The following is a 21294-nucleotide window of genomic DNA, read 5'->3' as shown; positions in this document are numbered from 1 at the left end:
CGGTTTCGAAGGTGACCGGTTCACAATGCGATGGTCAAGCAGCGCGTGCCTTGAGCAAATCCATCAGAATGTCCGCGCTGCGGTCCGCACCCCCCAGAAGCACCTTGTGCGAACTGCGCGGCAAGGCCAACGCATCGTCTGCCGCCGCTGCCAGCCGTTCTGGCGTCAGCATGTCCTCGCTGGCGACGACAACGCGGCCATGGTTCGCAAGGGCCTTCGCGCGCTGCTCCTGTTCGGTTTCCGTTGCAAGTGCAAACGGGACGATCACGGAGGGAACCCCAGCTTCCAGAACATCCAGAACGGTGTTGTAGCCGCCCTGACTGATCGACAGCCGTGCGCGGTTCAACAGGCCCGGAAAATCGGGCCGTGCCCGTTCCACGATGACCCCTTCGCCCGCGCGGGCCTTGTAGGCCTGAAACTCGTCTTCCGGCACATTGTGACCGGCGAGCACCCGCCAGGTGCAGTCTTCAGAGCGCCGGGACAGGGGACGGGCATCAATGGCGGCGCTCAAGAGGCTTTCGGACATGGCCCCGCCGCCACAGGAGACAACAACCTCGTCCTCGCCGTCGCCTTCCGGCGGCTCCGGCCGGTCGCCCTCGCGAACGACATAGCCGGTATAGGCGAGAAGATCCTCGATCTTGTGTGCGAACGGGAAACTGTCGGCCAGAGTGATGAAATCCGGGTCGGCGTGGATCAGCACCTTGTCGAAATAATCCCGCGCCTTGTCGGCCATCCACTCCTCTTTCCAGAGCTGCTGCTTGGGGACCAGAATGTCGCGGATGGAACTTGCGATGATGGGCGGGTTGGCTCGCGCCTTGGCCGTGTCCATCAGGACCGAGAGCTCGAACTCGAACTGCCGGCGGCCAAAGGGATAGGTCTCGGTCAGAAGAAGATCGTAGGGCTTGGCACCAAAGGCCTTCAGCGTTTCGGCTGTGCGCATGGCGCGCCAGTCATCGTCCAGATCCTTGCCGTCCAAGGTGATCAGCCGGGAAAACTCCGCATTTGCCGTCTTGGCACCGGGAAGCTCCAGAACCTCCAGCCCTTCGACATCCAGTGTCGGCGGGATCTGGTTGCCGGAGGCGAGCGTCACGTCCACGCCGCGCTCTGCGAGTTTCTTGCCGATCGCCGTTGCCCGGACCACATGGCCCGTCCCCAAAAGATGTTGAACATAAATGAAAGCAGTCAGCGGCATGATGATCAAAGATCCCCGGATCGGTCGGACGAGCGTTTGTAGTGGTCTAGTGCGCAATTCAGAAAGGCGTCAAGGCGCTGGGCTCCTGCATCCAGAGAATGGATGGCAAACATGCGGGCTCTTGCAGCTTCTCCGAACGCCCGGACACGTTCCGTATCGGTCAGCAGCTCACGCAATCTTTCAGCAAAGGCAGGCGCATTGCCTTCCGGTGCGAGTAGGCCAGTCGAGCCGTTTGCCACGATTTCCGGCACGCCAAGCGCATCGCCGGCAACAACGCCAAGGCCGGAGGCTTGGGCTTCCAAAAGCACGAAGCCGAAGCTCTCGCGGATCGCAGGCCAGACAAATAGGTCGTGCTTGGGATATTCCGCTATGACTTGTTCCGGCGGCAAGGCTCCGAGCCAGGTAATTCTGTCCTTGGGGAACTGGTCCAAAATCGCATCACGGTTTGGCCCATCGCCAATGATGGTCAGATGCCACGGCAGGTCGGATAGCTGCCTGAGGGCAGCTGCCAGAACCTCGTAGGACGCCGTCTTGTCACCCTCGCGCATCATGCCGACCGCCAGCAGTTTTATAGGAGGCTGCGGGAGGGGGCGCGTGGATTGGGGCTTCGCAAATACTGAAAGATCCAGAAACGGCAGAACCGTGCGCAGCCGCTGCGCTGGATCTGTCTCGGTTTCCTCGAAAAAGGGTAGCAGCCGGTCCCGGTCCCAGTCATGAAGCGCGGCGATCCCGTCTGCGCGCGCCAAGGCGTCATCGGCCCCTTGAAATCCAGTGGCCCAAGGGCCGGTACGCCGTTTGCGTGCGCGGCTCGCCTCGATCACCGCATAGGGAATGCCAAACCGGTCCGCCAGTACAGGTCCGATCCAGTCCGGGGCCTTGTGATAAAGGTGATAGGTCAGAAAAATGTCCGGCCGGTAGCCTTCGGTTTCCCAGGCATCCCCAACGCGCTCTGCTTCTTGCAAGGCAGCCGATTTGACGGACAGAAGTTCGGCATCACCGCCGTTCTTGCGCCAGGCCCGAAAGCGGGTTGCCGTGCGAACCTCATGCCCGCCAAACTCCAGCGCCTTCACGATCAAACGGCCCATGGTGCGATCGCCGGACGGCGTTGGATCGTCCAGCGGCTTCATCGGGGCTGTGAAGGCGATCTTCACGTGAAGACCTCAAATCTCATAATGCGTTACAACAGTTTGCGGAATTTTTCCGCCAAATGATCGAGCCCTGGCTCAGTCGCAAAGTTGGTCCGAACATTGTTGGCCGACGCTTTGCCAAGCCGGTCCCGCTCACCCGGATTTTTAATCAGGTCTTCCAGTGCCTTGGCAAGGGTCTTGGGATCGGCGGGCGGGACAAGACGCCCTGTCTCGCCATCGGTGATCAGCTCCGGAATGGCCGAAACGCTTGTCGATAGGCAGCAAATTCCCATGGACTGGGCTTCGACCAGCACGTTCGGAATGCCGTCCCGGTCACCGGATTTGGTGAGTTTGGAGGGCAGAACAAAAAGGTCCGCCTTCTGACAGGAGCTGATGACTTCTTCACGCGGCTGAGCTCCGCGCCATGTGATTTTGTCGCCCAAGCCGAGACGGTCCGCGCGTTCCTTCAATTTCTCAGAAAGTGCGCCGCCGCCAATATGCGTGAAGTGCCAGTTGAGGTCTTCGGGCAGTTTCGAAAGGGCTGTCAGAAGATCATTGTAGCCCTTTTTTTCCACCACCCGGCCAACGGAAATCAATTGAACCGGAGCGCCGCTGCCGTCGTTTGTGGACGGTTCCTCGGACGGCATTGGAAAGCAGCAAAAATCCAGACCGTGATAGACCAGTTCCACTTTGTCCGGATTGCTGCAAAGGCTTTTCAGGTACTTCGCGTTGACGCCGGTACAGGTCACGCCCCACTCAGCATCATCAAGTTTCGTTCGCAGATCCCATTCCGGACTGGTCCAGATGTCCTTGGCATGGGCGGAAAAGGACCAGCGGCGGCCAGACAAATGCGCCGCATAGCGCGAGGCCGAGCAAGGGGTGTGGAGATAATGGGTGTGGATCCAAGTGATGTCCTCGGGCAGTTCATGCGCGAACACGCAGCCCTGCGCCCAGCGGCGTTGCCGGTTGGCGTTGCTTTCGCGGGCGAAATCAGCATCAAACAGTGCCTTCGCCGCTTCATAGGTCGGTTGCGCTTCGGCCCACTTTTTCGCGCGGGCAACACGCGCGGGATCGTCTTTCACATATTCCGGCAGGTACATGACCTCCGCCGAGATCTGGCGGTGCAGGTCATGAATGTAAGGGTCATAGGGCTGGCGAAGGGCGACGATCAGAAAGTCGATTCCCCGTCGTTCCAGGCCAAGAATTTCCTGGGCAATAAAGGTTTCGGAAAGGCGTGGATAGCCTTTCATCACAACAGCAATTCGGGACATTTGGTTGACTTCGGATCGACGGGATTAAACGGGGCGTGGGCAGCGGTTAGAAGTTTACCAGCTTGGGGGCAAGCGTTTCCTGCCGTTCAGCGAAAATGTCTCCAACACGTTGGCCGATGGCATCGAGACCGCCAAGCAGATTGTCGACATCGGCCGTGCTGGGCGGCGCCATTTGTGGCAACTCCGACAGGGCTTCGGCCATCAGGTCGACATCCGGATACCGCTCAATCGGCAGAACTTTCAACAGTTTGCTCTGCTCGGCGCGCTCTGCCCGGATAGCCTGCTCCCGGCGTGGCACCACACGCGGGACCATCAAAGTCGGTTTGTCGAAGGACAGGATCTCGCAGAAAGTGTTGTAGCCGCCCATACCAACAATAGCCGTCGCGTTCGCGAGATACGGCTCAATCTGCGGCGTAAACCGCAACACTTCGACATCGCGAAGATGTTCTGCGCGTTCGGTGAAATCAGCCGCTGCCGCAGCGGGCATGAACGGGCCAAGCACAATTAGCGCCGGGAACAGAGGGCGTTGCCGTGCTTCATAGGCACGCATGACCCAATCAACCATTTCAACGCCATCGCCGCCGCCGCCGGGCGTCACAAGGATGTAAGGCTCTTCTTCAAACGGCGCCGGTGCAGGCTGGTCTTCCGCCGACTTGGGCAAGCTGCGCCGCAGGTAGCCGGTGTAGCGAAGTTTGTCTGTGATCTTCGGCGACACATCCATGCCGTCGAGAGGGTTACAAATACCTTCAGGCCCATAGACCCAGATCTCGTCATAGAGATTTTCCAGCGCCGGATAGACGTTCTTGCGATCCCATTCTTCAGTGAGCGTCTCAGCGTCATCCATGACGTCACGCAAGCCGAGAACGAGGCGTGTATCCGTTTTCTTCAAGGCCTCCAGAGTGCCGAGTACTTCACCGCGCAGGCCAGTCGGTTCCTTGTCGACAATAAAGATGTCCGGATCAAAAACTTCTGCTGTGTGCTCAATGATCGAGGAGCGGATCGCGAGGGTCTGATCGATATTGATATGCAAGGACAGAGGTGTGTATTCGCCGTTGCGCAGTTTGATGACACCGGGAATGCGGACGAAATCGACGCGGGAGCGGAATTCGAAGCTGCCGATGATCGGCGAGCCGGAGAGGATCAGGACAGACAGGGTGCTGAAGTCACCAACGAGGGATTGGGCAATTGCGCGGCAGCGGCGGAGATGTCCCAGCCCAAACGAGTCGTGGCTGTAAATCAGGATCTTCGGTGTCGTGGAACTCATACTGCCCCTGGAATTGTAATGCGGCCCCGCAGGCTTTATGTCTCATAAGGGCCGCGGTTGTCACGTCCAGATATCAGATCATCGGATGACTATCGACAGGAAGCGGTTCAAAGATTTAAAGATTAAGTGGCAGGGACCGATCAGGGTTGGCGCGTTAATTTATTGTTTTTTGGTGTATCAACACCAACGCGCCTGCCGTAATGTTGTGCCGGACCAAGTCGGATAAGCTGATGGAAAAAAGCCTTTTTAGCTTCATTTGGAAGTACAGCTCACGTCAGCAAATCTACATTCTCATGGTCACCGTGCTGACCTATCCCGTCATTTACATCCTTCTTGAACTGCCGAAACTGATCATCAACGACGCCGTTGAAGGGGACAATTTTCCGCGGACATTTTTCGGCTTCGACTTCGATCAGATCCCGTATCTGATCCTTTTGTGCTGCACATTTCTTTTCCTGGTCGTCGTTTCCAACGGTCTGAAATTCTACCTCAACGTCTACAAGGGACGGCTCGGCGAACGGATGTTGCGCCGTCTGCGCTTTGAACTGTTTCAGCGCGTCTTGCGGTTTCGGCTGCCGCATTTCCGAAAAGTGAGCTCCGGCGAAATCATCCCGATGATCACGTCAGAGGTGGAAGATGTAGGCGGTTTCGTCGGCGAAGCGTTTTCTCTGCCCGCCTATCAGGGCGGTATGCTGGTGGTCCAGCTCGGCTTCATTTTCATGCAGGACCCTTTGCTGGGCCTTGCAGCCGTCGCTTCCTATCCGGTTCAGGGCTATATCATTCCGATCTTGCAGCGGAAGGTTGCCCAGCTTTCCCGCAAGCGCGTGAAAAACATTCGGGTGATTGCCGACAAGGTGGGTGAAGGGATCACGGGCGTTGCGGAAATCCATGCCAACGATGCTTCCGCCTGGCACTCGGCAGATCTCTCCGATCGCCTCTACGAGAACTTCAAGATCCGGTACGAAATTTATAACCGGAAGTATTTCATTAAGTTTCTCAATAACTTCATGAACCAGCTGACGCCGTTCTTCTTCTACATGATCGGCGGGTATCTTGTGATCCAAGGCGACCTCAGCATGGGCGCTTTGCTCGCGGTGATCGCGGCCTACAAGGATCTCGCTGGCCCTTGGAAAGAGCTGCTCGCCTATTACCAGATGACGGTTGACGTTGGCATCAAGTATCAGACTGTTGTTGAGAACTTCGACCCGGTCGACATTCACGACACCGATCGGCTGACCAATGATGAAACCGTGGATCTGAAAGGCGATGTGAAGTTCGAAAACGTCACGTTCTCTGGCGGCGCGGCTGGCCAGGAGGTGACAGATGTTACCTTGAAGGTACCGGAGGGAACGGCTTGTGCGGTGATGGGGCCGGATGGCTCCGGGCGGGCCGAAGTTTTGCAGCTTGCTGCCGGATTGGTTTCTCCTTTGACGGGCAAGGTCTATATCGGAGACCACGACCTGGACAAGCTGACGGATTCCACACTTGGCCGGGAGATCGCCTATGTCGGCGGCGCGGTGCACGTATGGACCGGGACGATCCGCGAAAACCTCTATTACGGTCTTCGTCATCGGCCGTTGACGAAAGTCGAGCGCACGGGTGAGGAACTGAAGGTCTACAAACGCAGTCTGAGTGAGGCGGCAGAAACCAAAAATCCATCCTACGACCTTGCCGCGGACTGGCATGATCTCAAAAAGGCGGGTGTCACCGATATCGACGCGCTTGATTTGAAGGCACTGGAGCTGTTGGGCGCGGTCCAGCTGGATGCGGATATCTACCGTCTCGGTCTTCAGTCGCGTTTTGATCCGTCCATGAACGATACGTTCGCCGAACGCATCTTGAATGTCCGCAAGGAACTGGTCGCCCGGATTGCGGCCGACCCGACCCTCGCGGGCCTTGTGGAGTTGTGGGATCCGTCCACCTTCAACGCCAGCGCCAGCCTTGCTGACAACCTCTTCTTCGCCGTGCCGTCCGATGCGGAAATCACGATGGATCAGGTGCCGGATTTGCCGGTTGTGAAAAGCTTCCTGTCGAGCAATGGATTCGACAAAAAGCTACAGGATATCGGGGTCCAGATTGCAGAAACCATGCTGGAGCTCTTCTCTAACGTTTCGGGCAGCAGTGGCCTGCTTGGGTCCTATTCCTTCATCACGCAGGAAGAATTGCCCGAGTTCGAGCGCATGGTGCGCATTGCCCGGTCAGGACAAACCCGTCCCGGCCTCTCGGAAAACGACAAGTCACGCCTCACGGGCCTCGCGTTCAAACTGGTCCCAGCCCGGCACCGCTTGGGCGTGATGACGGATGAACTCAAGGCCGAAATTATTGCAGCCCGCGCAAAGTTCCTGGAGACCGTCGTCAAGGACAACGATGAGTTCCTGGCCTTCGATCCGGAGGTCTATCTGCCGCCGCTGACGATTGAAGACAATCTTCTCTTCGGCCGTCCGCGTGTCGATCGGCGCGACGCGCGCCGGCGCATCGACGCCGTTATCCGCTCAATTGTGGAAGAGACCGGCCTGCGCCAACCGATCATCTTTGCTGGCTTTGGGTTCCATGTCGGCGTCTCAGGGTCGCGGTTGTCCGCGGGCCAGCGCCGGCGGATTGCGCTTGTCCGCGGCCTTCTGAAAAACGCGCCGACAACCATTCTCGATGATGTCGCGACCGGTATGACGGAGGAAGACAAGGCCTTGCGCGAAAACCTCAGGAGCATATTGTCCGGAAGGACGCTTCTGTTCGGGACTTCCAACGCAGATATCGCCGCTGAATTCGAGCATCGCTACACCCTGGATCAGGGGCGGCTGTCGGAGAGTGAAACATAATAATAAGCCGAACAGGCAGTCATTCGGCTGAACAGGCCGGTACCAAGGGGAATAACACGAAAAGAGCCGCTCAACCGGCTCATGGAGACAAATGTGACGCTGGAAACCGAAGTCGAAGCACTGCGAAAAGTGCCTTTGTTTCACGGCATTGATGACACGAAACTGCGTTTGCTGGCATTCATCAGCGACCGAACCGAGTTTCAAACCGGTGAGCGCCTCTGCACACAAGGTGAGGAGGGCGACAGCGCCTTTATCATCTTGTCCGGAGACGCGGACGTTCTCGTCAACACACCTGCGGGGGAGAAAAAAGTGGCCCAGGTGTCGGAGAACTCGATCGTCGGCGAGATCGCCATTCTCTGCGATGTTCCGAGGACGGCAACCCTGGTTGCCGCCAACAGCATGGACGTCCTGATGGTATCCAAAGACGATTTCTTAAAGCTTTTGAATGAGTTTCCGGATATTTCTCTTGAGGTGATGCGGACCCTGGCGATGCGTCTGGAACGGACGACCCGGGATCTGGCTGAAGCCCGCCAAGGAAACAGCGGCGGGTAGGGAGTAGCAGGTTGGCAGAGAATTTTTCGCTTCGTTGTTGGGGAGTCCGCGGGTCCACACCGACACCCGGCCAAAAAACTCTGCGCTATGGCGGTGAAACTTCCTGCTTTGAATTGCGGGCGGGAGATGCGCTGGTTCTGATTGATTGCGGCTCCGGCGCCCGAAACCTCGGGATGGATCTCTGTTCTGCCGGCTCCAGATCCTTCGATCTCCTGTTTACGCACACGCATTTGGATCACATCTGCGGTTTGCCATTCTTCAAGCCCGCTTATGATCCGAATTTTTCTGTCACCGCCTGGGCCGGTCACTTCCAGGACGACACATGCCTGATGGATATCGTCAGCCGCATTATGTCGCCGCCGATCTTCCCCGTGGCTGCCAAGACCTTGAAAGCCGTGGAGTTCAAGACGTTCCGAGCAGGGGATGTGTTGCCGCGCCGTGATGAACTTGTGATCCGGACAATCCGCTTGAATCATCCTGGTGGAGCCTGCGGCTATCGGTTTGATTTCAAAGGCAAGTCCATTTGCATCATCACGGATCATGAGCACGGAGATCCGGACGTTGACGCGGCGTTGCCTGCCTTCGTCGAAGGCGCGGATGTCATGATCTACGATGCGATGTACACCGATGCGGAGTATGAGAAGTTCAAGGGATGGGGCCATTCGACCTGGCAAAAGGCCGTGGAACTGGCAAAAATTGCGAAGGTTAAAACACCGGTCCTCTTCCATCATGATCCAACCCGCTCCGACGAAGATCTTGATGAAATCGGCCTTGCGGCAAAAGCGGCCCATCCGGGCACGCTTGTTGCCAGTGAGGGCATGATCCTGGCGCCCTAAAATCAGGTGTTCTGATTGTTCGTGTCCGAATAAAAAAATGGCGGCCGAAAAGGCCGCCAACTTCTCAATATGATTTGCAAGTAAGTGATCCGTACTTTTCAGATTTCGTGCCTGTGGGAGCACGAGTGAAATCCGGGACCACGAAACCTCGGGAAATGCCCCTTCAACAGCTACATGATCAACGAGATCATCTTCAATTTATACAACTGTAGATGTGACGGCATGACCCAAATGGGCTATGCAATAGAAAAAGTGTCATTGATAATATCGCTGCAGTCATTTGGGGAATGAGGGGTTGAGCGGCAGGTGTCTGTCACGGTAGAGCAGTTCGCGGAGTTGTCTAATCTGGTCATCGCCGCCGCGATGGAGCCGGGGCGCTGGCAAGACGTTGCAGATGCCTTGGGCCGGGCAGTGGGGCCACAAGTCTGCACCCAGATCATCGGCTATGACACCCACACCAATTCGGCTCCTTTGGCCGTGGCTTCCGGCTATGATCCGGATATCTTGAAGCTCTATCAGGAGCATTATCACCTTCAAAACCCATATGCCGTCCGTTTTGAGGACATGCGCGTAGGTGACGTGGTTCCAGCCGCCATGCTTTGCAATCCGAACGACATGATTCGGACCGCGTTCTATTCAGACCTCCTGCGTCCGATGGAGGATATTTACTGCGGTGGCGGTACTCTTCTCTTCCGCGAAAAAGGACGGGTGTTTGTGTTCGGCGGCAACATGCGCGCAAAGGATCAGGATCGTTATGAGGACACCTGGTTGTCCTTGTGCGCCAATATTGCACCGGTGATGCGTCAGTCCTTGGAGGTCAACCGCATGATCGCGGGACTGTCGTTTGAAAACTGGGCCTTGAGCCAGCACAATCTTGGATCTCAGACCGCACTTGTCCTCATTGATCCGAATTACCGGATCCATTATGCGAGCGCCGAAGCTGAACGCATGCTCCAGGCGGGCGATGTAATGAAAACTAGTTTGTCTGGCAAATTGCAGTTTGCATGTGAAGAGGTGCATCACGCCATTACCCATCAAACGGGATCGCAAACAGCCCGCTGTGGTTCGGTTGTGCGAAGTTTGGCGTTTGAAACGGATCGGGGGCAACGCTGGACTTGCCGGAGCGTCGGTGTGGACCTCAGCAAACTTGATTGGTCGCCCTTTGGCAAAGTCTTCAATCAGCAAGGCCCGGCTCTTCTGATCGCTCTTAAACCGGATACCTGCCGCCTGGACGTCAACAAGATGATCCAGAGCGCGCTCGGATTGAGTGAGATGGAAGCCGACACGGCGCTTTATCTGGCCGAAGGGATGACAGCTGCGGAAATTGCGGAAAGCCGCGAAGTGAGCATCCACACCGTCCGGAATCAGATCAAGGCGGCGTTATCCAAATGCGGGTGCCGCCGCCAGGCCGACCTCGTTATTGCGGTTGACCGGCTCCGGACAACGGGCGCCCACACTGCACCCCTGTCGCCGATCACATAAGCTCACATTCCAGCGGTCACTGCTTGCCATCCTGACTGTCAGCGGCAACATTCAGGCCAGATACAATCGGACCGCTTATGGCAAGACTTAGAGAAACGATCAGATATATCCTGCGCGGCGGGCCGCCCATCGATGGCCTGCCTGATCGGGTGCAAGCAGAAATCCGTGCCCGCGAGGCCGCATCTGAGCGGCTGATCGGCTGGGTTCAGCTGGCTTTGGTGCTGTTTTTTGCGTCGCTCTACATGCTTGCACCGAGAGCTGAAGGTTCGGCCGGTTTTAACTTTGTCCCGATCGCTCTCGGAGCCTACTTCCTGTTCACCGTCACCCGCCTGGCGCTTTCCTACCGGTTCGAGCTGCCCGAGTGGTTTTTGCTGATCTCGATTTGCGTCGACATGGCGCTTCTAGTTGGTCTGATTTTTTCCTTCCATATCCAATACGACCAGCATCCGACCTTTTATCTGAAAACCCCAACCTTGATGTACGTGTTCCTGTTCATCGGCTTGCGGGCACTGCGGTTCGATCCGAGATTTGTTTTGACGACGGGCCTGGTGGCCGTTGTCGGTTGGATCGGGCTCGTGGCCTATGCGATCTTCTCCGATATGGGCGGGATGCGGGTCACCCGAAACTATGTTGAATACCTCACCGGGAACAGCATTTTGCTCGGGGCCGAGCTCGACAAGACCATGGTCATCCTGGCGGTGACAGTGCTGCTCTCCGCGGCGCTTTATCGTGGAAGGTCGATGTTGTTTGAGGCGACACGGGATCACAGCGCAGCCATGGATCTCAAACGCTTCTTTTCCCCGGAAGTGGCGTCCTCCATTACGGAAGCCCATCAGGCGCTGGAAGCGGGCGAGGGAAGCTTGCGCGAGGCGGCGATCCTCTATGCCGATATCCGCTCCTTTACGTCGACATCGGCAGTTCTGCCGCCTGAGACGGTGCTGGCGGTTTTGGCCGAGTATCAGAACCTTGCGGTTGAGGTGATCACCCGGGAGGGCGGGCAGGTCGACAAGTTTTTGGGTGATGGCATTCTGGCGACCTTTGGCGCCGTCTCACCGTCTGAAACCTATGCAGCCGACGCTTTGCGCGCAGCGCAGGCGCTTGTGGCGGCGGTCACTGAGGCCCAAGACCGGTTCAAGGCAGCGGGCTGGCCGTCCGATCTTCGAGTTGGCACGGCCGTGGCTGCCGGTCCGGTCACCGTTGGCGTTATCGGGTCGAAAAACAGGTTGGAATTCACTGTGATCGGCGATGCCGTGAATCGGGCCGCCAAGCTGGAAGACGCCAACAAGGCCCAGCAAAGCAGCGCCTTGACCGACTGTGTGTCGCTGGATCTTGCGCGGGCGCAAGGCTATGCTGGGGATGCCGTCGACATTCGTCCATCCAGTAACGTCGGCGGCGTATCCGGCCCGGTCGATCTTGCCGTGCTGGCAAGATAACCCGAAGTTCTGCTACCGGCTTGGCGCTGCTTCCCCAGTCTTTGAGCGCAAATCCGCTTGACGGACCGTTGAAACTCAGACACTTTGCCTTCCAAATTGACGTTTTCGTCAATCAAAGTAATTAAATCTGTTGAAAATCAATAGATTAAAGAATTGGAGGGCTTTGATGAAGCTGGATCAGTCTATGGCAGCGGTCGTCACCGGCGGCGCATCCGGTCTTGGCGCAGCCACTGCGCGCATGTTGGCAGCAGAGGGCGTGAAGGTCACCTTGTTCGACCGTAACGGGGAACAGGGCGCACAGGTTGCGAAGGAAATCGGTGGTGTTTTCGCCGATGTCGACGTGACCGACCAGGCAAGCGTTGAAGCCGGATTCGATGCTGCCCGCGCCGCGCATGGCCAGGAGCGTATTCTGGTCAATTGCGCCGGGATCGCACCGGTTGGCAAGACAACATCGCGCGGCGAACCGCACCCGATGGACATGTTTGAAAAAGTCATCTCGGTCAACCTGATCGGCTCTTTCCGGTGTATCGCACTGGCGTCGACTGGTATGTCCTCGCTGGACCCGGTGACTGCTGATGGTGGACGCGGTGTTATCGTCTCCACGGCCTCTGTCGCAGCTTTTGATGGCCAGATCGGCCAGGTGGCTTATGCAGCGTCCAAAGCCGGAGTTGCCGGAATGACGTTGCCGGTCGCCCGGGATCTGTCCAAGCTGGGCATCCGGGTCATGACCATCGCGCCGGGCATCTTTGAAACGCCGATGCTGCTTGGGTTGTCTCAGGACGTTCAGGATTCGCTTGGCCAACAAGTGCCGTTTCCGTCCCGTTTGGGCCGGGCGACGGAATATGCGCAGCTGGTCAAATCGATCTGCGAAAACGACATGCTGAACGGTGAGACCATCCGTCTGGATGGTGCCATCCGCATGGCGCCGCGATAAGCGGTCTGCCAAGCAAGATAAGCGAGAGGTCACAGCTCTGAACGACCGAGCTGTGACGATCTCAAGAGGTGCAGGGCCGTTGCCGCTGGCCAAGTGCCACCGCAGCCCCGGTATGTTAGATCTGGCGCACCTTTTTGGAGAGTGCGCCGAAGAACCTGGCGAAGGCCGCGGGAACGTGGCCTCCAAATCTGGCCTGAAAGGTCTGAGAGTTCACCAGTTGGGGAACGAGATCACGGCGGATCTGTCCGTCTTCGAGAAACCCATCGGCCCGCAAGGCCGAGTAGGTTTCCGGTGAAAACGCTCGCGGCACCGATGGTCCGAGCATGTGCCGGTCAAGTTCACTCTGCATAGCTGACCACCTCGAACTCGATGCCATCATCATCATCGAAGTAAAACCGGCGGCCAGGCTCATAATCGGCGTGGTTCTTGGTTTCGTAGCCCCCCGCCGTGATCAGGGCTTCGGTGGCATCCAGATCGTCGACTACGACCGCGATGTGATTGAGCCCGCCACGGATGCCGTAGGTTTCGCCCGGCATGGCAGCTGTTTCCTTCGGCGGGTTGTAAGCTGCGATGTAACTGGTCTCATTGCCGATGTGGTAGGTGATGCCACCTCCCAGGCTATCGCCCTTCCAGCGAACCTCCCAACCGAACCAGTCCTTGAGCCGCCTTGCGGTGGCTTCCGGGTCACTCACGGTGACATTCACGTGTTCCAGAAATGCGCCTGACATGGTGTGTCCTTTCACGTTGACTTGTGATGGACACCAGAGATAATTCCTTAAGTTAAGTTGAGGTCAAGAGGAAAAAGTCAATTTTTTGGAGAGGCTTGTGAAAGGCACAGATACGCTGTCCATCGGGGAGCTGGCAGAGCGGACCGGATTGGCAGTGTCCGCAATCCGGTTTTATGAAACCAAGGGCCTGGTCGCGCCGGTCCGGACCGAGAGCGGGCAACGCCGGTTTATGCGGGCCGATATCCGGCGGTTGTCCTTTGTACTGGTGGCGCAGGAGTTCGGGTTTTCGATTTCCGAGATCGCGGCGCAGATGGAGAAACTGCCGGACAACCGGGCACCGACCAAGGCCGACTGGACCCGGATCAGCCGGGACTTTCGAAAACACCTTGATGCCAGGATCGAGGGGCTAACCGCTTTGCGGGACAAGCTGGACGGCTGCATCGGCTGCGGCTGCCTGTCGATGAAAAAATGCCAGCTCTATAATGCCGGCGACGCTGCCAACCGCCACGGCCGCGGACCGCGCTATCTCATGGGAGACCGTCCGGACTTGCCGGAGGAGCTCTGAGCTCTTGCATGCCTTCTTGCACATGGCTTCGTTTGTCGTGGCTAGCTGTCCCGGACTTGATCCGGGACCTGCCGTGGGCCAGAGGGGTGGCCCCGGCGCTGAGGCCGGGGCGGTGAGGGGAGCGGTTACCGGTTGTCGAGCTGAGACCTGACACGTTTGAGGCCAAGGTTCGTGATCCGGTAGGGGCCGCTGTTTTTCGAAGAGATCAGACGCCGGTACTTCAGCTTCTGGAAAAGCTGCTGCGAGCAGCCGCCCCAGAACCAGCCATCGCGTGTGATCGTCTCGTATTTCAGAATACGGCCGTCCTCGTCCTTCTCGGCAAGGATATAGCCGCCCTGAGCCAGCAGGTGCAGCACCCGCTGTTCGGCTTTGGAAATGTCCATTGATTTTGATTTTCAGTCTTTGAGCAAAAGAAACCTGTCACCGCAGCAAACGCATGCGGTGTGGTGCTTTTGTTGTCCCGGCTGGTTGGGAGCCTTCTGGTGAAAGTCGAAGGTCCTGAAACGAGCCGGGTTTACCGGGACTCGCGAGTTCCGCGCATAAAACCTCTCAAAGATTGCACGCTGTCGATATCACGATGACTATGCTGCAACAAGAGACTGAAAGAGACTGGCGGTCAGATGCCTGTCGTGTGTTGCAATCCTGCAAGCGAGCATATTGCTCAGCTGCGTTCCGCCGGCCAGTAGCCGCTCTTTTCATCGCGCTCAACTGCGATCGCCTCAACCTCGTCCGAACCGCAGCGCGAACACTTGAGGGATTTGGTGAGCGAGGAGAGTGTGTCTTCCAGCGCGTAGTTGGTCAGTTTCAGATAGCGAAACCGGGCGCAATGCGCGCACACGATGCCAAGCCGCCGATCGCTGGTTTCCAGCATCTCGATCGTTTCATCTGTTTTGGCTTTGGCGGGGCTTGAGGTCATTCAGTCAGATGTGTCCAATAGCTGCCGGAGGATTTAAGTGGTCCGGGCGTGATAGCGTGAGAGGTTACGTAACGGCTTTTCTTCGATTGTAAAGCTTTGCCGGCCATTTGGCCCAAACCACTACCGAACCGGAAAAGTCCAGCTGCGACGCAATTGCGCTCGCTTTTTGGCCGCTGCGCAGCTAAGACAGCGCCATGATGACGCTTTCTGACACATGGATCGATCTGTTCACGCTTTCCGGGCTTTTGAACCCGTTTGCGCTGTTGATCGGCATTTATCTTGGCTGGCGCGCCGATCAGCCGGTGAAGCTGTGGATCGCCGGGTTTGCGGCTGCTGCCCTGTCGCTGATGCTTGAGACTGCGGTGGGTTTGTTGCAATTGCCGCAACCGATCTCCCAGGATGCGGGTGCCCTTGCGATGTTCCCTTTCCGGTTCATAGGCGGTGCGGCAGCAGGTGCGGTTGCCTATTGGCTCAACCGCCGGCGTCGGCAAGCCGGATAAGTCCGGGCGACAGGTCCCGGCTCAGGGCCGGGGCGGCGGAGATCGTTACTCTCAGCTTTTGGAGTAGGGTGCGCCCGTGCGCCCGACTCCCACTTGGCGCCGCCCCGGACTTGATCCGGGGCCATTGCAGAGTAGGCTCGACTTCTGACGGAACGGTATGCCGTGCTGTCTTGTGAGACAGACCTCATTTGGTGGCGCTGACTTCGGGTATGGTGGCCTGTGTCACTGATGTGGCTTGAAGCGTATAGTTTGCCGTTGCCAGGTGTGTCTTGGCCCGTTCGCGCCGCAACACGCCTGTCACCCAGACAGGGTCAGCATTCACATCCAAACCGTCTGGAAATTGCACGGAAATCACCTGATCCGGCAGGGGCGGCGGCGGATGTGTGCAATCCTGGCGGAGGGGCGGAATGAGCAGAAACTCCTTCACATCCTTGAACTGAAACTCCAGTGGATGCGCAAATCCGGCAATGCGAACGGTTTTCCCGTCAAGGTCAGCCGATCCGGGCGCGCATTTTTCGTACTGGCGTGAGAGCAGTCGGGCAGAGGCCGCTTGCTGCGTGCATTTCTGCTGAGTCAGATAGTTTTCCAGCAATGCGCTGCAGGACGATGGCCGGTCTGCCCGCAGCTCACTCCATGTCACTGTCAAAGGTTCTGCCACGGCAGAGCCACCCCATAACCCAAGCAGAAGCGCTGCAGTCAGAAGACCGCGATTAATTCTCACCTTGCCCATGCGTGACCGTGAGCGGACTGAGATAATGCGGGTCTGTCAGGCCTTGTTTGCGCATGGCGATGCCAGTCAGACATTCCCGGATCACCCTATTTGCATTTAGTGCAGAGACGTAGGTCGGGTCCATCAAGGGAGCGAGCTCGACAAGCTCGAAGCCAACCACATTTGATTCTGCGCACAGCCGCCGAACGATCGGAAACACCTCGCGCGGCATCAGCCCACCGGGTTCCGGTGTACCGGTTCCGGGAACGAAGGCCGGATCCAGAGTGTCGATGTCGAAGGAGACAAAGATGTATTCCGGCCCGTCATTCGCCTCTTTGATCACGTCTTCCATGACGGCATCGAACCCACGGCGTTCGATTTCGGCCATTGTGTGATAGCGGAACCCGTTGTCCCGCATCCATTCGAAGGCTTTTTCATCCGGATAGTAGCCGCGCAGCGCGACCTGGATGAAGTTCTTGCCCTCAACAAGGCCCTCTTCGATCAACCTGTAAACAGGCATCCCGTGATTGATCAGATGACCGAACATGTATTTGCCGGCATCGTAATGGGCATCAAAGTGCACGACACCGACATTGCCCTTGCCATAAACATCTGTGAGCGCGGCAACGTCCGGATACATCAGCGAATGATCGCCGCCGATGATAAAGGGAATGACCCGGCTGCCGTCTTCATGTTGCACCTCAGCAGCCTGACGCACAAAAGACCGGACCGCATGGATGGTGCGCTCCGAGCTCATCATGTCATTTGGGGCATTGCCATAGTCGACGACCGTCATGTCTTGCAGGGGATCGACCATGACATGCATATGCGGCGTGCGTGCACCATAGGGAAGATAAAGCGAAGAATTCCGCACCGCATTGGGTCCACGGGAGGCCCCACGGGCACCGCTGCCCATGTCGGTGAAAGCGCCCATGATCGCCACGTCAACTTCACCTGCGGCGAGATCCTCCGGGGTGAAGGCGAGTGGTTGATGGAGGAATGTCGGGATCTGCATGAAGCCCTGACCGATGAACCGCTGCGGATCGACCAGCCCGGGTTCGCGGTTTTCTTTTAGGCCTTCGAAGCTCGGAAGAGGCGTACGCCAGACGTTGAAGCTTGGGTCTTCAGTGTCGAGCGGGATAACTGGCTGTTCTCCCTCGCGGATGGGAGCCTGCGTTCCCTCATACTCGTGACCGTAGAGTTGCGCCGAAACCGGCGCGGTCAATAGCGGTAAGATGACAAGGCTCGAGAGTAAAGACAGACCTCTTCCCATGGTACAGCACCTCCCAATTAGATAACGAAGCGTAACACGCTGAGAAAACAGCGCCAGTCGCTAAAAAGTCCAAGGTGCCGGCGGATCTGTCCTTCGACAGGTCCCTATCGCTGAGTGGCGAGAGAAAAGGTGCGCGCTTCGTTCAGATCTTCAGCCAGCTTTCAAAGAGAACGGCGTTGGGGCAATCCTTGAGCGGAGCTTTGGCCCCGTCTTCGTGATGCTCCAGCCAATGGCGGCACTTTTCGGTTTCCTGACAGCTCATGCAACGGCGGGCAGCCGTTTCCATGTCCACATCGGCTTGCACACCCTCTGGCAAGCCTTTCATCGCGCCAATGGTGTCCAGCATCCGGCCCATCAATTCGGCGCGTTCGTTCAATCGGTCCATCCAGTTCACAGGGAACTCCTCTGTCCTCTGGGCCTGGCAGCTTATGCCGCTTGGCAGGCCCGTGAAGTTTTTGGCGGGATCCCGTCCTGATCCGATCCATTCTGCAGGCGAGGATGGAGACATCTCGCAGTCCCCGCCTTGATCAGGGTCAACTCTCGCCAAGCTTTAAGAAAGCAGCCATACTCAGCGCGTTAGAGTCGGTGTGCTCAGACTGACCCTGGAGACGGTGTCATGGTGGAAACGGTCAGCGCACAGCCGCTGCCAGCAAATACGCAAGGTGGAACCGCCCCCCAGGCCCTGCAGCCCGGTACTGAACTGCGTGCCAAGGTGGAGGCCAATCTTCCGGGCGGTGTTGTCCGCTTGTCGTCCGACGCCAAATCGATCGATCTTCGCGTGCCGTCTCCCTTGCCGGTCGGAAGTAATGTGACACTCTCAGTTTCCGGTACCCGGCAACAGCCCGCTGTTGTTCTGACGCCCGACAGCAGTGCGGCCAAACCTGCAACGCCAACGCCGCCGCAAAACATAGGTCAATCGGCCGCGACCCAGCCCACAGCGGCAAGTCCGCAAACTCCGGCAACCCAACCGGCTGCATCTGCGCCACCGCCTCAGGCAAACACCCAGGGATCGCCCCAACCGCAACAACCGGCGCAGCAAACTGGCCAGCAGTTGCCGCAACAAGCGCCTCCACCAACCGGGCAGCCGGCAGGACAACCGCAGCCCAGTCAGCAGCCAGCCGGGCAGCCGACCTTGCCGCGGCCCGCACCTGTTTTAGCTCAGTTTCTTCAGGCAACCGGCGTGCTGCCGCAACCCGCCCAACCGGGCGGTGCTGTTCAGCCCCAACTTCCCGGCCAGATCCTGACCCAGCCTGCCGCACCGGGCCAACCCGCTGTACCAAATCAGGCCCAGGTTTCCGGGCAATTGCCAGCAGGTACGGTTCCCCCCCAACCCGCACCCCCTTCAGGCAGCGGCCAAGCTCCTCTGCCGGCACAAGGGGCAGGGACCGGTGGCCCGGTTGCCGGTGCGCCAATCATAAGCACAGCGCAGGGCACCGTCGTTCCGGCGCTGCCCTCCGGCGGTCCGGCGCCTGGAACGCCGGGCGCTCCAGTCAGCGCGCAATCCGGTCCGCAGACTACGGTCTCCGTGCCTTCCGGGACCGGTGGACAGATCCCTTCGCAAGGGGCCGGTGGACCACTGCCGGGAGGGTTGGTATCCGGAACGCAGGTCTCAGGTCAGCAAGTCTCTGGCCCGCAAGCGTCTGGTCCGCTGCAAGCTGGTGCGACTTCGCCAACGCAGGTGCCACCAGGAGGTTCGACGCTTGCCGCAGCACAGGCAGGCACCCCGTTGCCAGCCGCCGGCGGGGCTCCACTGCAATCGCCCGGCACGGGGCCGATACCGACCGCACCGGTGACACCGCAGACCGGGCAGCCGTTGCCTGCCGGTTTGCCAGCTGGAGCGCCAACCACTATAGGGGCGCCCGGCGTTCCCCCCACTTCGGGCCAGCCTGCTGCGAGTCAAGCGGTCCCGCAGACCGGAGCTTTTCCAACGTCTGTGACATTAGCATCAGGGCAAACGCTTCCGGCGCAAGGAGCTCCAGGAGCTGCAGCTGGAGCACAAGCAAGTGTCGCCCCACCAGTGTCAGCCTTACCCCCGCAAGGAGCGCCGAAGGGTGGGGTGATCTCTCAAACAGTATCAACTGCAGGGCAGGGGGGTGCTGTTGGAACCGGAGCCGTTCCACCTCCCGCCGCGGGTGGGCCGCAGGTTGCGGTGCAGTCGGGCGGGCAGGCTTTGCCTCAGCCTGCAGTCAATCAGACTGTCGTGACGGCGCGGCCAAGCTCCACGCCCGCAGCTGGGACACCGGCCCAGAGTGCGAATGTCCAAGCGGGCCCCTCTCCGCCGGTCAGCGCCAGTGCGCAATCACAGGCACAGGCTTATGTTTCCGCAAAACCTGGCATGGCAACGCCCGGTCAAACGGCTATTGCCTCTCAAGGGGGCGGTTCGGCAGCTTCAACGCCGGTCCAGCAGGCCGCGGCGGCCTTGCGCCAGCCTTTGGCGGAACAACAGGCCAGCCTCGGCAATCTTTTTGCTCAAATCGGGTCCTTGATGTCCGCGCAGGCAGCCGGAAAGGCCTCCGTTCCGGATGCGGTGCAAAAGGCCATGCAGCAGATTTTGGGACTGCGCCTGAACTCCGGACAACAGATAACCGGGCAGGCCTTGCAGCAGGCCGTCCGCTTGTCTGGTCAGGGCGGGGAGGGACGGTTGCCGTTGCCAGCAGGCGCGCAACAGTCTCCTGTGCCCGATCTTAAGACCGCTCTTTTGGTATTTCGCGGCTTGCTGCAAAGCCTCGGCGCGGAACCTGCTGTCCGGTTTCCAGCACGCCAGCCTGCCCCCGCCTCACGCTCATCTGGTCCCCAGGGCCAGGCCCCGCAAACCTCAAGTGGCTATTGGGCCGGGTCCGCGCCGCAAAATCTGCAGTCGCTGCTTCAGGAAACAGATGCTGCATTGGCGCGCATGCGTCTCACTCAATTGACCAACGCCGGTCTTGCAGGAGATGACGGCCCGCAGGCCGCAGCCGCCAAGCCCATGGACACCGTTCTGGAATTGCCGCTGGCGCTCGGTCAGGACACGGCGGTGATGCAAATGCAGATCGGTCGCGATGGCGGGGGCAACAGCGCAGACGAGAACGACGAACCGGCCTGGCGGCTGCGTTTTGCACTGGATCTGACAGCGACCGGTCCGCTCGAAGCGGCCGTGAGCCTTCGGGGCGGCGGGACTTACATCTCCCTTTGGGTGGACCGCAAGGAGACACTTGATCTCCTGTCCGGTCTTCAGGAAACGATGGAGGCGGCCTTCGCCGATGCCGGGCTGGATCTTCAGGAACTGCGTTTCATTCGCGGCCTTCCGCCAAAAACCGCTGCCAAGTATGGCGCCCTCATCAACCGCCAATCGTGAGAGTGCCCATGACCACGCCGACGAAACCCGAAAAAATCGCAGTTGCTCTGGAATATGAAGATGGCGGCGCGCCGGTTGTCAGCGCCAAGGGAACGGGCACGGCGGCCCAGCGGATCGAGGACATAGCCCGCGAGGCCGGGGTGCCGATCGAGCAGAACCCGATGATGGCCGAGGCGCTCTCGCAGATTGAAGTCGATCATGAAATCCCGATGGAGCTTTATCAGGCCGTCGCCGTTCTGATCGGCTTCATCATGCGCACCGGTCAGGCACAGCACCCCAAGGGACCGGGCGAGACAGAAACCTGATCGCGATGACGCAGCTTCTTTGGTCAAGCCGATGCCAATCTGCTCAGGAGAGAGGCA

At 58.7% G+C, this 21294-nt stretch carries 21 protein-coding genes; 10 read left to right on the top strand and 11 right to left on the bottom strand.

Going from position 1 to position 21294, the window contains the following annotated elements:
- Positions 1-34: 34 nt before the first annotated feature.
- The 4 genes from ACVDG4_RS06800 to ACVDG4_RS06785 are packed head-to-tail and all read right to left on the bottom strand — an operon-like array spanning position 35 to position 4854.
- A complete protein-coding gene (locus ACVDG4_RS06800; RefSeq protein WP_447234468.1) occupies positions 35-1192 on the bottom strand; it encodes a glycosyltransferase family protein in 1158 nt (385 codons plus the stop codon).
- A gap of 5 nt (positions 1193-1197) precedes the next feature.
- Positions 1198-2343 (bottom strand): glycosyltransferase family 4 protein, encoded by a 1146-nt coding sequence (locus tag ACVDG4_RS06795; RefSeq protein ID WP_447234467.1) that lies wholly within the window; start codon positions 2341-2343, stop codon positions 1198-1200.
- 26 nt (positions 2344-2369) lie between these two features.
- The gene (locus tag ACVDG4_RS06790) at positions 2370-3590 is read right to left on the bottom strand and encodes a glycosyltransferase family 4 protein (protein ID WP_447234466.1); all 1221 of its coding nucleotides are present in this window, start codon (positions 3588-3590) and stop codon (positions 2370-2372) included.
- 46 nt (positions 3591-3636) lie between these two features.
- Positions 3637-4854, bottom strand: a complete 1218-nt coding sequence (locus ACVDG4_RS06785; RefSeq protein WP_447234465.1) for a glycosyltransferase family protein — start codon at positions 4852-4854, stop codon at positions 3637-3639.
- Between the two features lie 230 nt (positions 4855-5084).
- Here ACVDG4_RS06785 and ACVDG4_RS06780 point away from each other — a divergent pair, with 230 nt between their 5' ends.
- The 6 genes from ACVDG4_RS06780 (at position 5085) to ACVDG4_RS06755 (ending at position 12907) form a co-directional block, all read left to right on the top strand.
- A complete protein-coding gene (locus ACVDG4_RS06780; protein ID WP_447234464.1) occupies positions 5085-7670 on the top strand; it encodes an ABC transporter transmembrane domain-containing protein in 2586 nt (861 codons plus the stop codon).
- A 93-nt stretch (positions 7671-7763) separates the two neighbouring features.
- Positions 7764-8222: a cyclic nucleotide-binding domain-containing protein gene (locus ACVDG4_RS06775; RefSeq protein ID WP_166672764.1), complete on the top strand. Its 459-nt coding sequence runs from the start codon at positions 7764-7766 to the stop codon at positions 8220-8222.
- A gap of 11 nt (positions 8223-8233) precedes the next feature.
- A complete protein-coding gene (locus ACVDG4_RS06770) occupies positions 8234-9058 on the top strand; it encodes an MBL fold metallo-hydrolase (protein WP_133950873.1) in 825 nt (274 codons plus the stop codon).
- Positions 9059-9364: 306 nt separating this feature from the next.
- On the top strand, positions 9365-10540 hold the full coding sequence (locus ACVDG4_RS06765) for a helix-turn-helix transcriptional regulator (protein WP_447234463.1): 1176 nt from the start codon (positions 9365-9367) through the stop codon (positions 10538-10540).
- 77 nt (positions 10541-10617) lie between these two features.
- Complete coding sequence (locus ACVDG4_RS06760) at positions 10618-11973, top strand: adenylate/guanylate cyclase domain-containing protein (protein ID WP_209177401.1); 1356 nt, start codon at positions 10618-10620, stop codon at positions 11971-11973.
- 166 nt (positions 11974-12139) lie between these two features.
- Complete coding sequence (locus ACVDG4_RS06755; RefSeq protein ID WP_409690698.1) at positions 12140-12907, top strand: SDR family NAD(P)-dependent oxidoreductase; 768 nt, start codon at positions 12140-12142, stop codon at positions 12905-12907.
- Positions 12908-13022: 115 nt separating this feature from the next.
- On the opposite strand, the gene ACVDG4_RS06750 is transcribed toward ACVDG4_RS06755, so the two are convergent.
- Together ACVDG4_RS06750 and ACVDG4_RS06745 are read right to left on the bottom strand one after the other, a co-directional pair.
- The gene (locus ACVDG4_RS06750) at positions 13023-13256 is read right to left on the bottom strand and encodes a hypothetical protein (RefSeq protein ID WP_447234462.1); all 234 of its coding nucleotides are present in this window, start codon (positions 13254-13256) and stop codon (positions 13023-13025) included.
- Positions 13246-13635, bottom strand: a complete 390-nt coding sequence (locus ACVDG4_RS06745) for a VOC family protein (protein WP_447234461.1) — start codon at positions 13633-13635, stop codon at positions 13246-13248. Before ACVDG4_RS06745 ends, ACVDG4_RS06750 begins: the two co-directional genes overlap by 11 nt.
- Positions 13636-13732: 97 nt before the next feature.
- Between ACVDG4_RS06745 and soxR the strand changes: the two genes are divergently transcribed.
- On the top strand, positions 13733-14200 hold the full coding sequence (gene soxR, locus ACVDG4_RS06740) for a redox-sensitive transcriptional activator SoxR (RefSeq protein WP_133950862.1): 468 nt from the start codon (positions 13733-13735) through the stop codon (positions 14198-14200).
- Positions 14201-14325: 125 nt separating this feature from the next.
- Here the strand turns inward: soxR and ACVDG4_RS06735 are convergent, their stop codons facing one another.
- Entirely contained in the window at positions 14326-14583 is a 258-nt protein-coding gene (locus tag ACVDG4_RS06735) for a YjhX family toxin (protein ID WP_209173299.1), read from the bottom strand.
- A 278-nt stretch (positions 14584-14861) separates the two neighbouring features.
- Positions 14862-15116, bottom strand: a complete 255-nt coding sequence (locus tag ACVDG4_RS06730) for a hypothetical protein (RefSeq protein ID WP_447234460.1) — start codon at positions 15114-15116, stop codon at positions 14862-14864.
- A gap of 194 nt (positions 15117-15310) precedes the next feature.
- On the opposite strand from ACVDG4_RS06730, the gene ACVDG4_RS06725 reads away from it, so the two are divergent.
- Positions 15311-15616 (top strand): phosphatidylglycerophosphatase, encoded by a 306-nt coding sequence (locus tag ACVDG4_RS06725; protein ID WP_447234459.1) that lies wholly within the window; start codon positions 15311-15313, stop codon positions 15614-15616.
- Positions 15617-15800: 184 nt separating this feature from the next.
- On the opposite strand, the gene ACVDG4_RS06720 is transcribed toward ACVDG4_RS06725, so the two are convergent.
- The 3 genes from ACVDG4_RS06720 to ACVDG4_RS06710 all read right to left on the bottom strand — a co-directional run bounded on the left by ACVDG4_RS06720 (position 15801) and on the right by ACVDG4_RS06710 (position 17983).
- On the bottom strand, positions 15801-16274 hold the full coding sequence (locus ACVDG4_RS06720; protein ID WP_447234458.1) for a DUF3299 domain-containing protein: 474 nt from the start codon (positions 16272-16274) through the stop codon (positions 15801-15803).
- 52 nt (positions 16275-16326) lie between these two features.
- Entirely contained in the window at positions 16327-17598 is a 1272-nt protein-coding gene (locus ACVDG4_RS06715) for an agmatinase family protein (protein ID WP_447234457.1), read from the bottom strand.
- 142 nt (positions 17599-17740) lie between these two features.
- A complete protein-coding gene (locus tag ACVDG4_RS06710; RefSeq protein WP_420340627.1) occupies positions 17741-17983 on the bottom strand; it encodes a DUF6455 family protein in 243 nt (80 codons plus the stop codon).
- A gap of 231 nt (positions 17984-18214) precedes the next feature.
- Here ACVDG4_RS06710 and fliK point away from each other — a divergent pair, with 231 nt between their 5' ends.
- Together fliK and ACVDG4_RS06700 are read left to right on the top strand one after the other, a co-directional pair.
- A complete protein-coding gene (fliK, locus tag ACVDG4_RS06705) occupies positions 18215-20932 on the top strand; it encodes a flagellar hook-length control protein FliK (protein WP_447234456.1) in 2718 nt (905 codons plus the stop codon).
- An 8-nt stretch (positions 20933-20940) separates the two neighbouring features.
- Positions 20941-21237, top strand: a complete 297-nt coding sequence (locus tag ACVDG4_RS06700; protein ID WP_409690714.1) for an EscU/YscU/HrcU family type III secretion system export apparatus switch protein — start codon at positions 20941-20943, stop codon at positions 21235-21237.
- Positions 21238-21294: the final 57 nt, after the last annotated feature.

The organism is Roseibium sp. MB-4 (assembly GCF_053005265.1).
Note: the sequence above shows the minus strand (reverse complement) of the source record. Positions and strands in the feature narration are given on the sequence as shown.

Excerpts from the sequence above, each read along its gene's own strand:
- ACVDG4_RS06790 (WP_447234466.1), bottom strand. The coding sequence starts at position 3,590 with ATGTCCCGAATTGCTGTTGTGATGAAAGGCTATCCACGCCTTTCCGAA.
- ACVDG4_RS06700 (WP_409690714.1), top strand. The coding sequence starts at position 20,941 with ATGACCACGCCGACGAAACCCGAAAAAATCGCAGTTGCTCTGGAATAT.
- fliK (WP_447234456.1), top strand. The coding sequence starts at position 18,215 with ATGGTGGAAACGGTCAGCGCACAGCCGCTGCCAGCAAATACGCAAGGT.
- ACVDG4_RS06745 (WP_447234461.1), bottom strand. The coding sequence starts at position 13,635 with ATGTCAGGCGCATTTCTGGAACACGTGAATGTCACCGTGAGTGACCCG.
- ACVDG4_RS06715 (WP_447234457.1), bottom strand. The coding sequence starts at position 17,598 with ATGGGAAGAGGTCTGTCTTTACTCTCGAGCCTTGTCATCTTACCGCTA.
- ACVDG4_RS06780 (WP_447234464.1), top strand. The coding sequence starts at position 5,085 with ATGGAAAAAAGCCTTTTTAGCTTCATTTGGAAGTACAGCTCACGTCAG.
- ACVDG4_RS06750 (WP_447234462.1), bottom strand. The coding sequence starts at position 13,256 with ATGCAGAGTGAACTTGACCGGCACATGCTCGGACCATCGGTGCCGCGA.
- ACVDG4_RS06785 (WP_447234465.1), bottom strand. The coding sequence starts at position 4,854 with ATGAGTTCCACGACACCGAAGATCCTGATTTACAGCCACGACTCGTTT.
- ACVDG4_RS06800 (WP_447234468.1), bottom strand. The coding sequence starts at position 1,192 with ATGCCGCTGACTGCTTTCATTTATGTTCAACATCTTTTGGGGACGGGC.
- ACVDG4_RS06725 (WP_447234459.1), top strand. The coding sequence starts at position 15,311 with ATGATGACGCTTTCTGACACATGGATCGATCTGTTCACGCTTTCCGGG.
- ACVDG4_RS06730 (WP_447234460.1), bottom strand. The coding sequence starts at position 15,116 with ATGACCTCAAGCCCCGCCAAAGCCAAAACAGATGAAACGATCGAGATG.
- ACVDG4_RS06735 (WP_209173299.1), bottom strand. The coding sequence starts at position 14,583 with ATGGACATTTCCAAAGCCGAACAGCGGGTGCTGCACCTGCTGGCTCAG.
- ACVDG4_RS06755 (WP_409690698.1), top strand. The coding sequence starts at position 12,140 with ATGAAGCTGGATCAGTCTATGGCAGCGGTCGTCACCGGCGGCGCATCC.
- ACVDG4_RS06760 (WP_209177401.1), top strand. The coding sequence starts at position 10,618 with ATGGCAAGACTTAGAGAAACGATCAGATATATCCTGCGCGGCGGGCCG.
- ACVDG4_RS06710 (WP_420340627.1), bottom strand. The coding sequence starts at position 17,983 with ATGGACCGATTGAACGAACGCGCCGAATTGATGGGCCGGATGCTGGAC.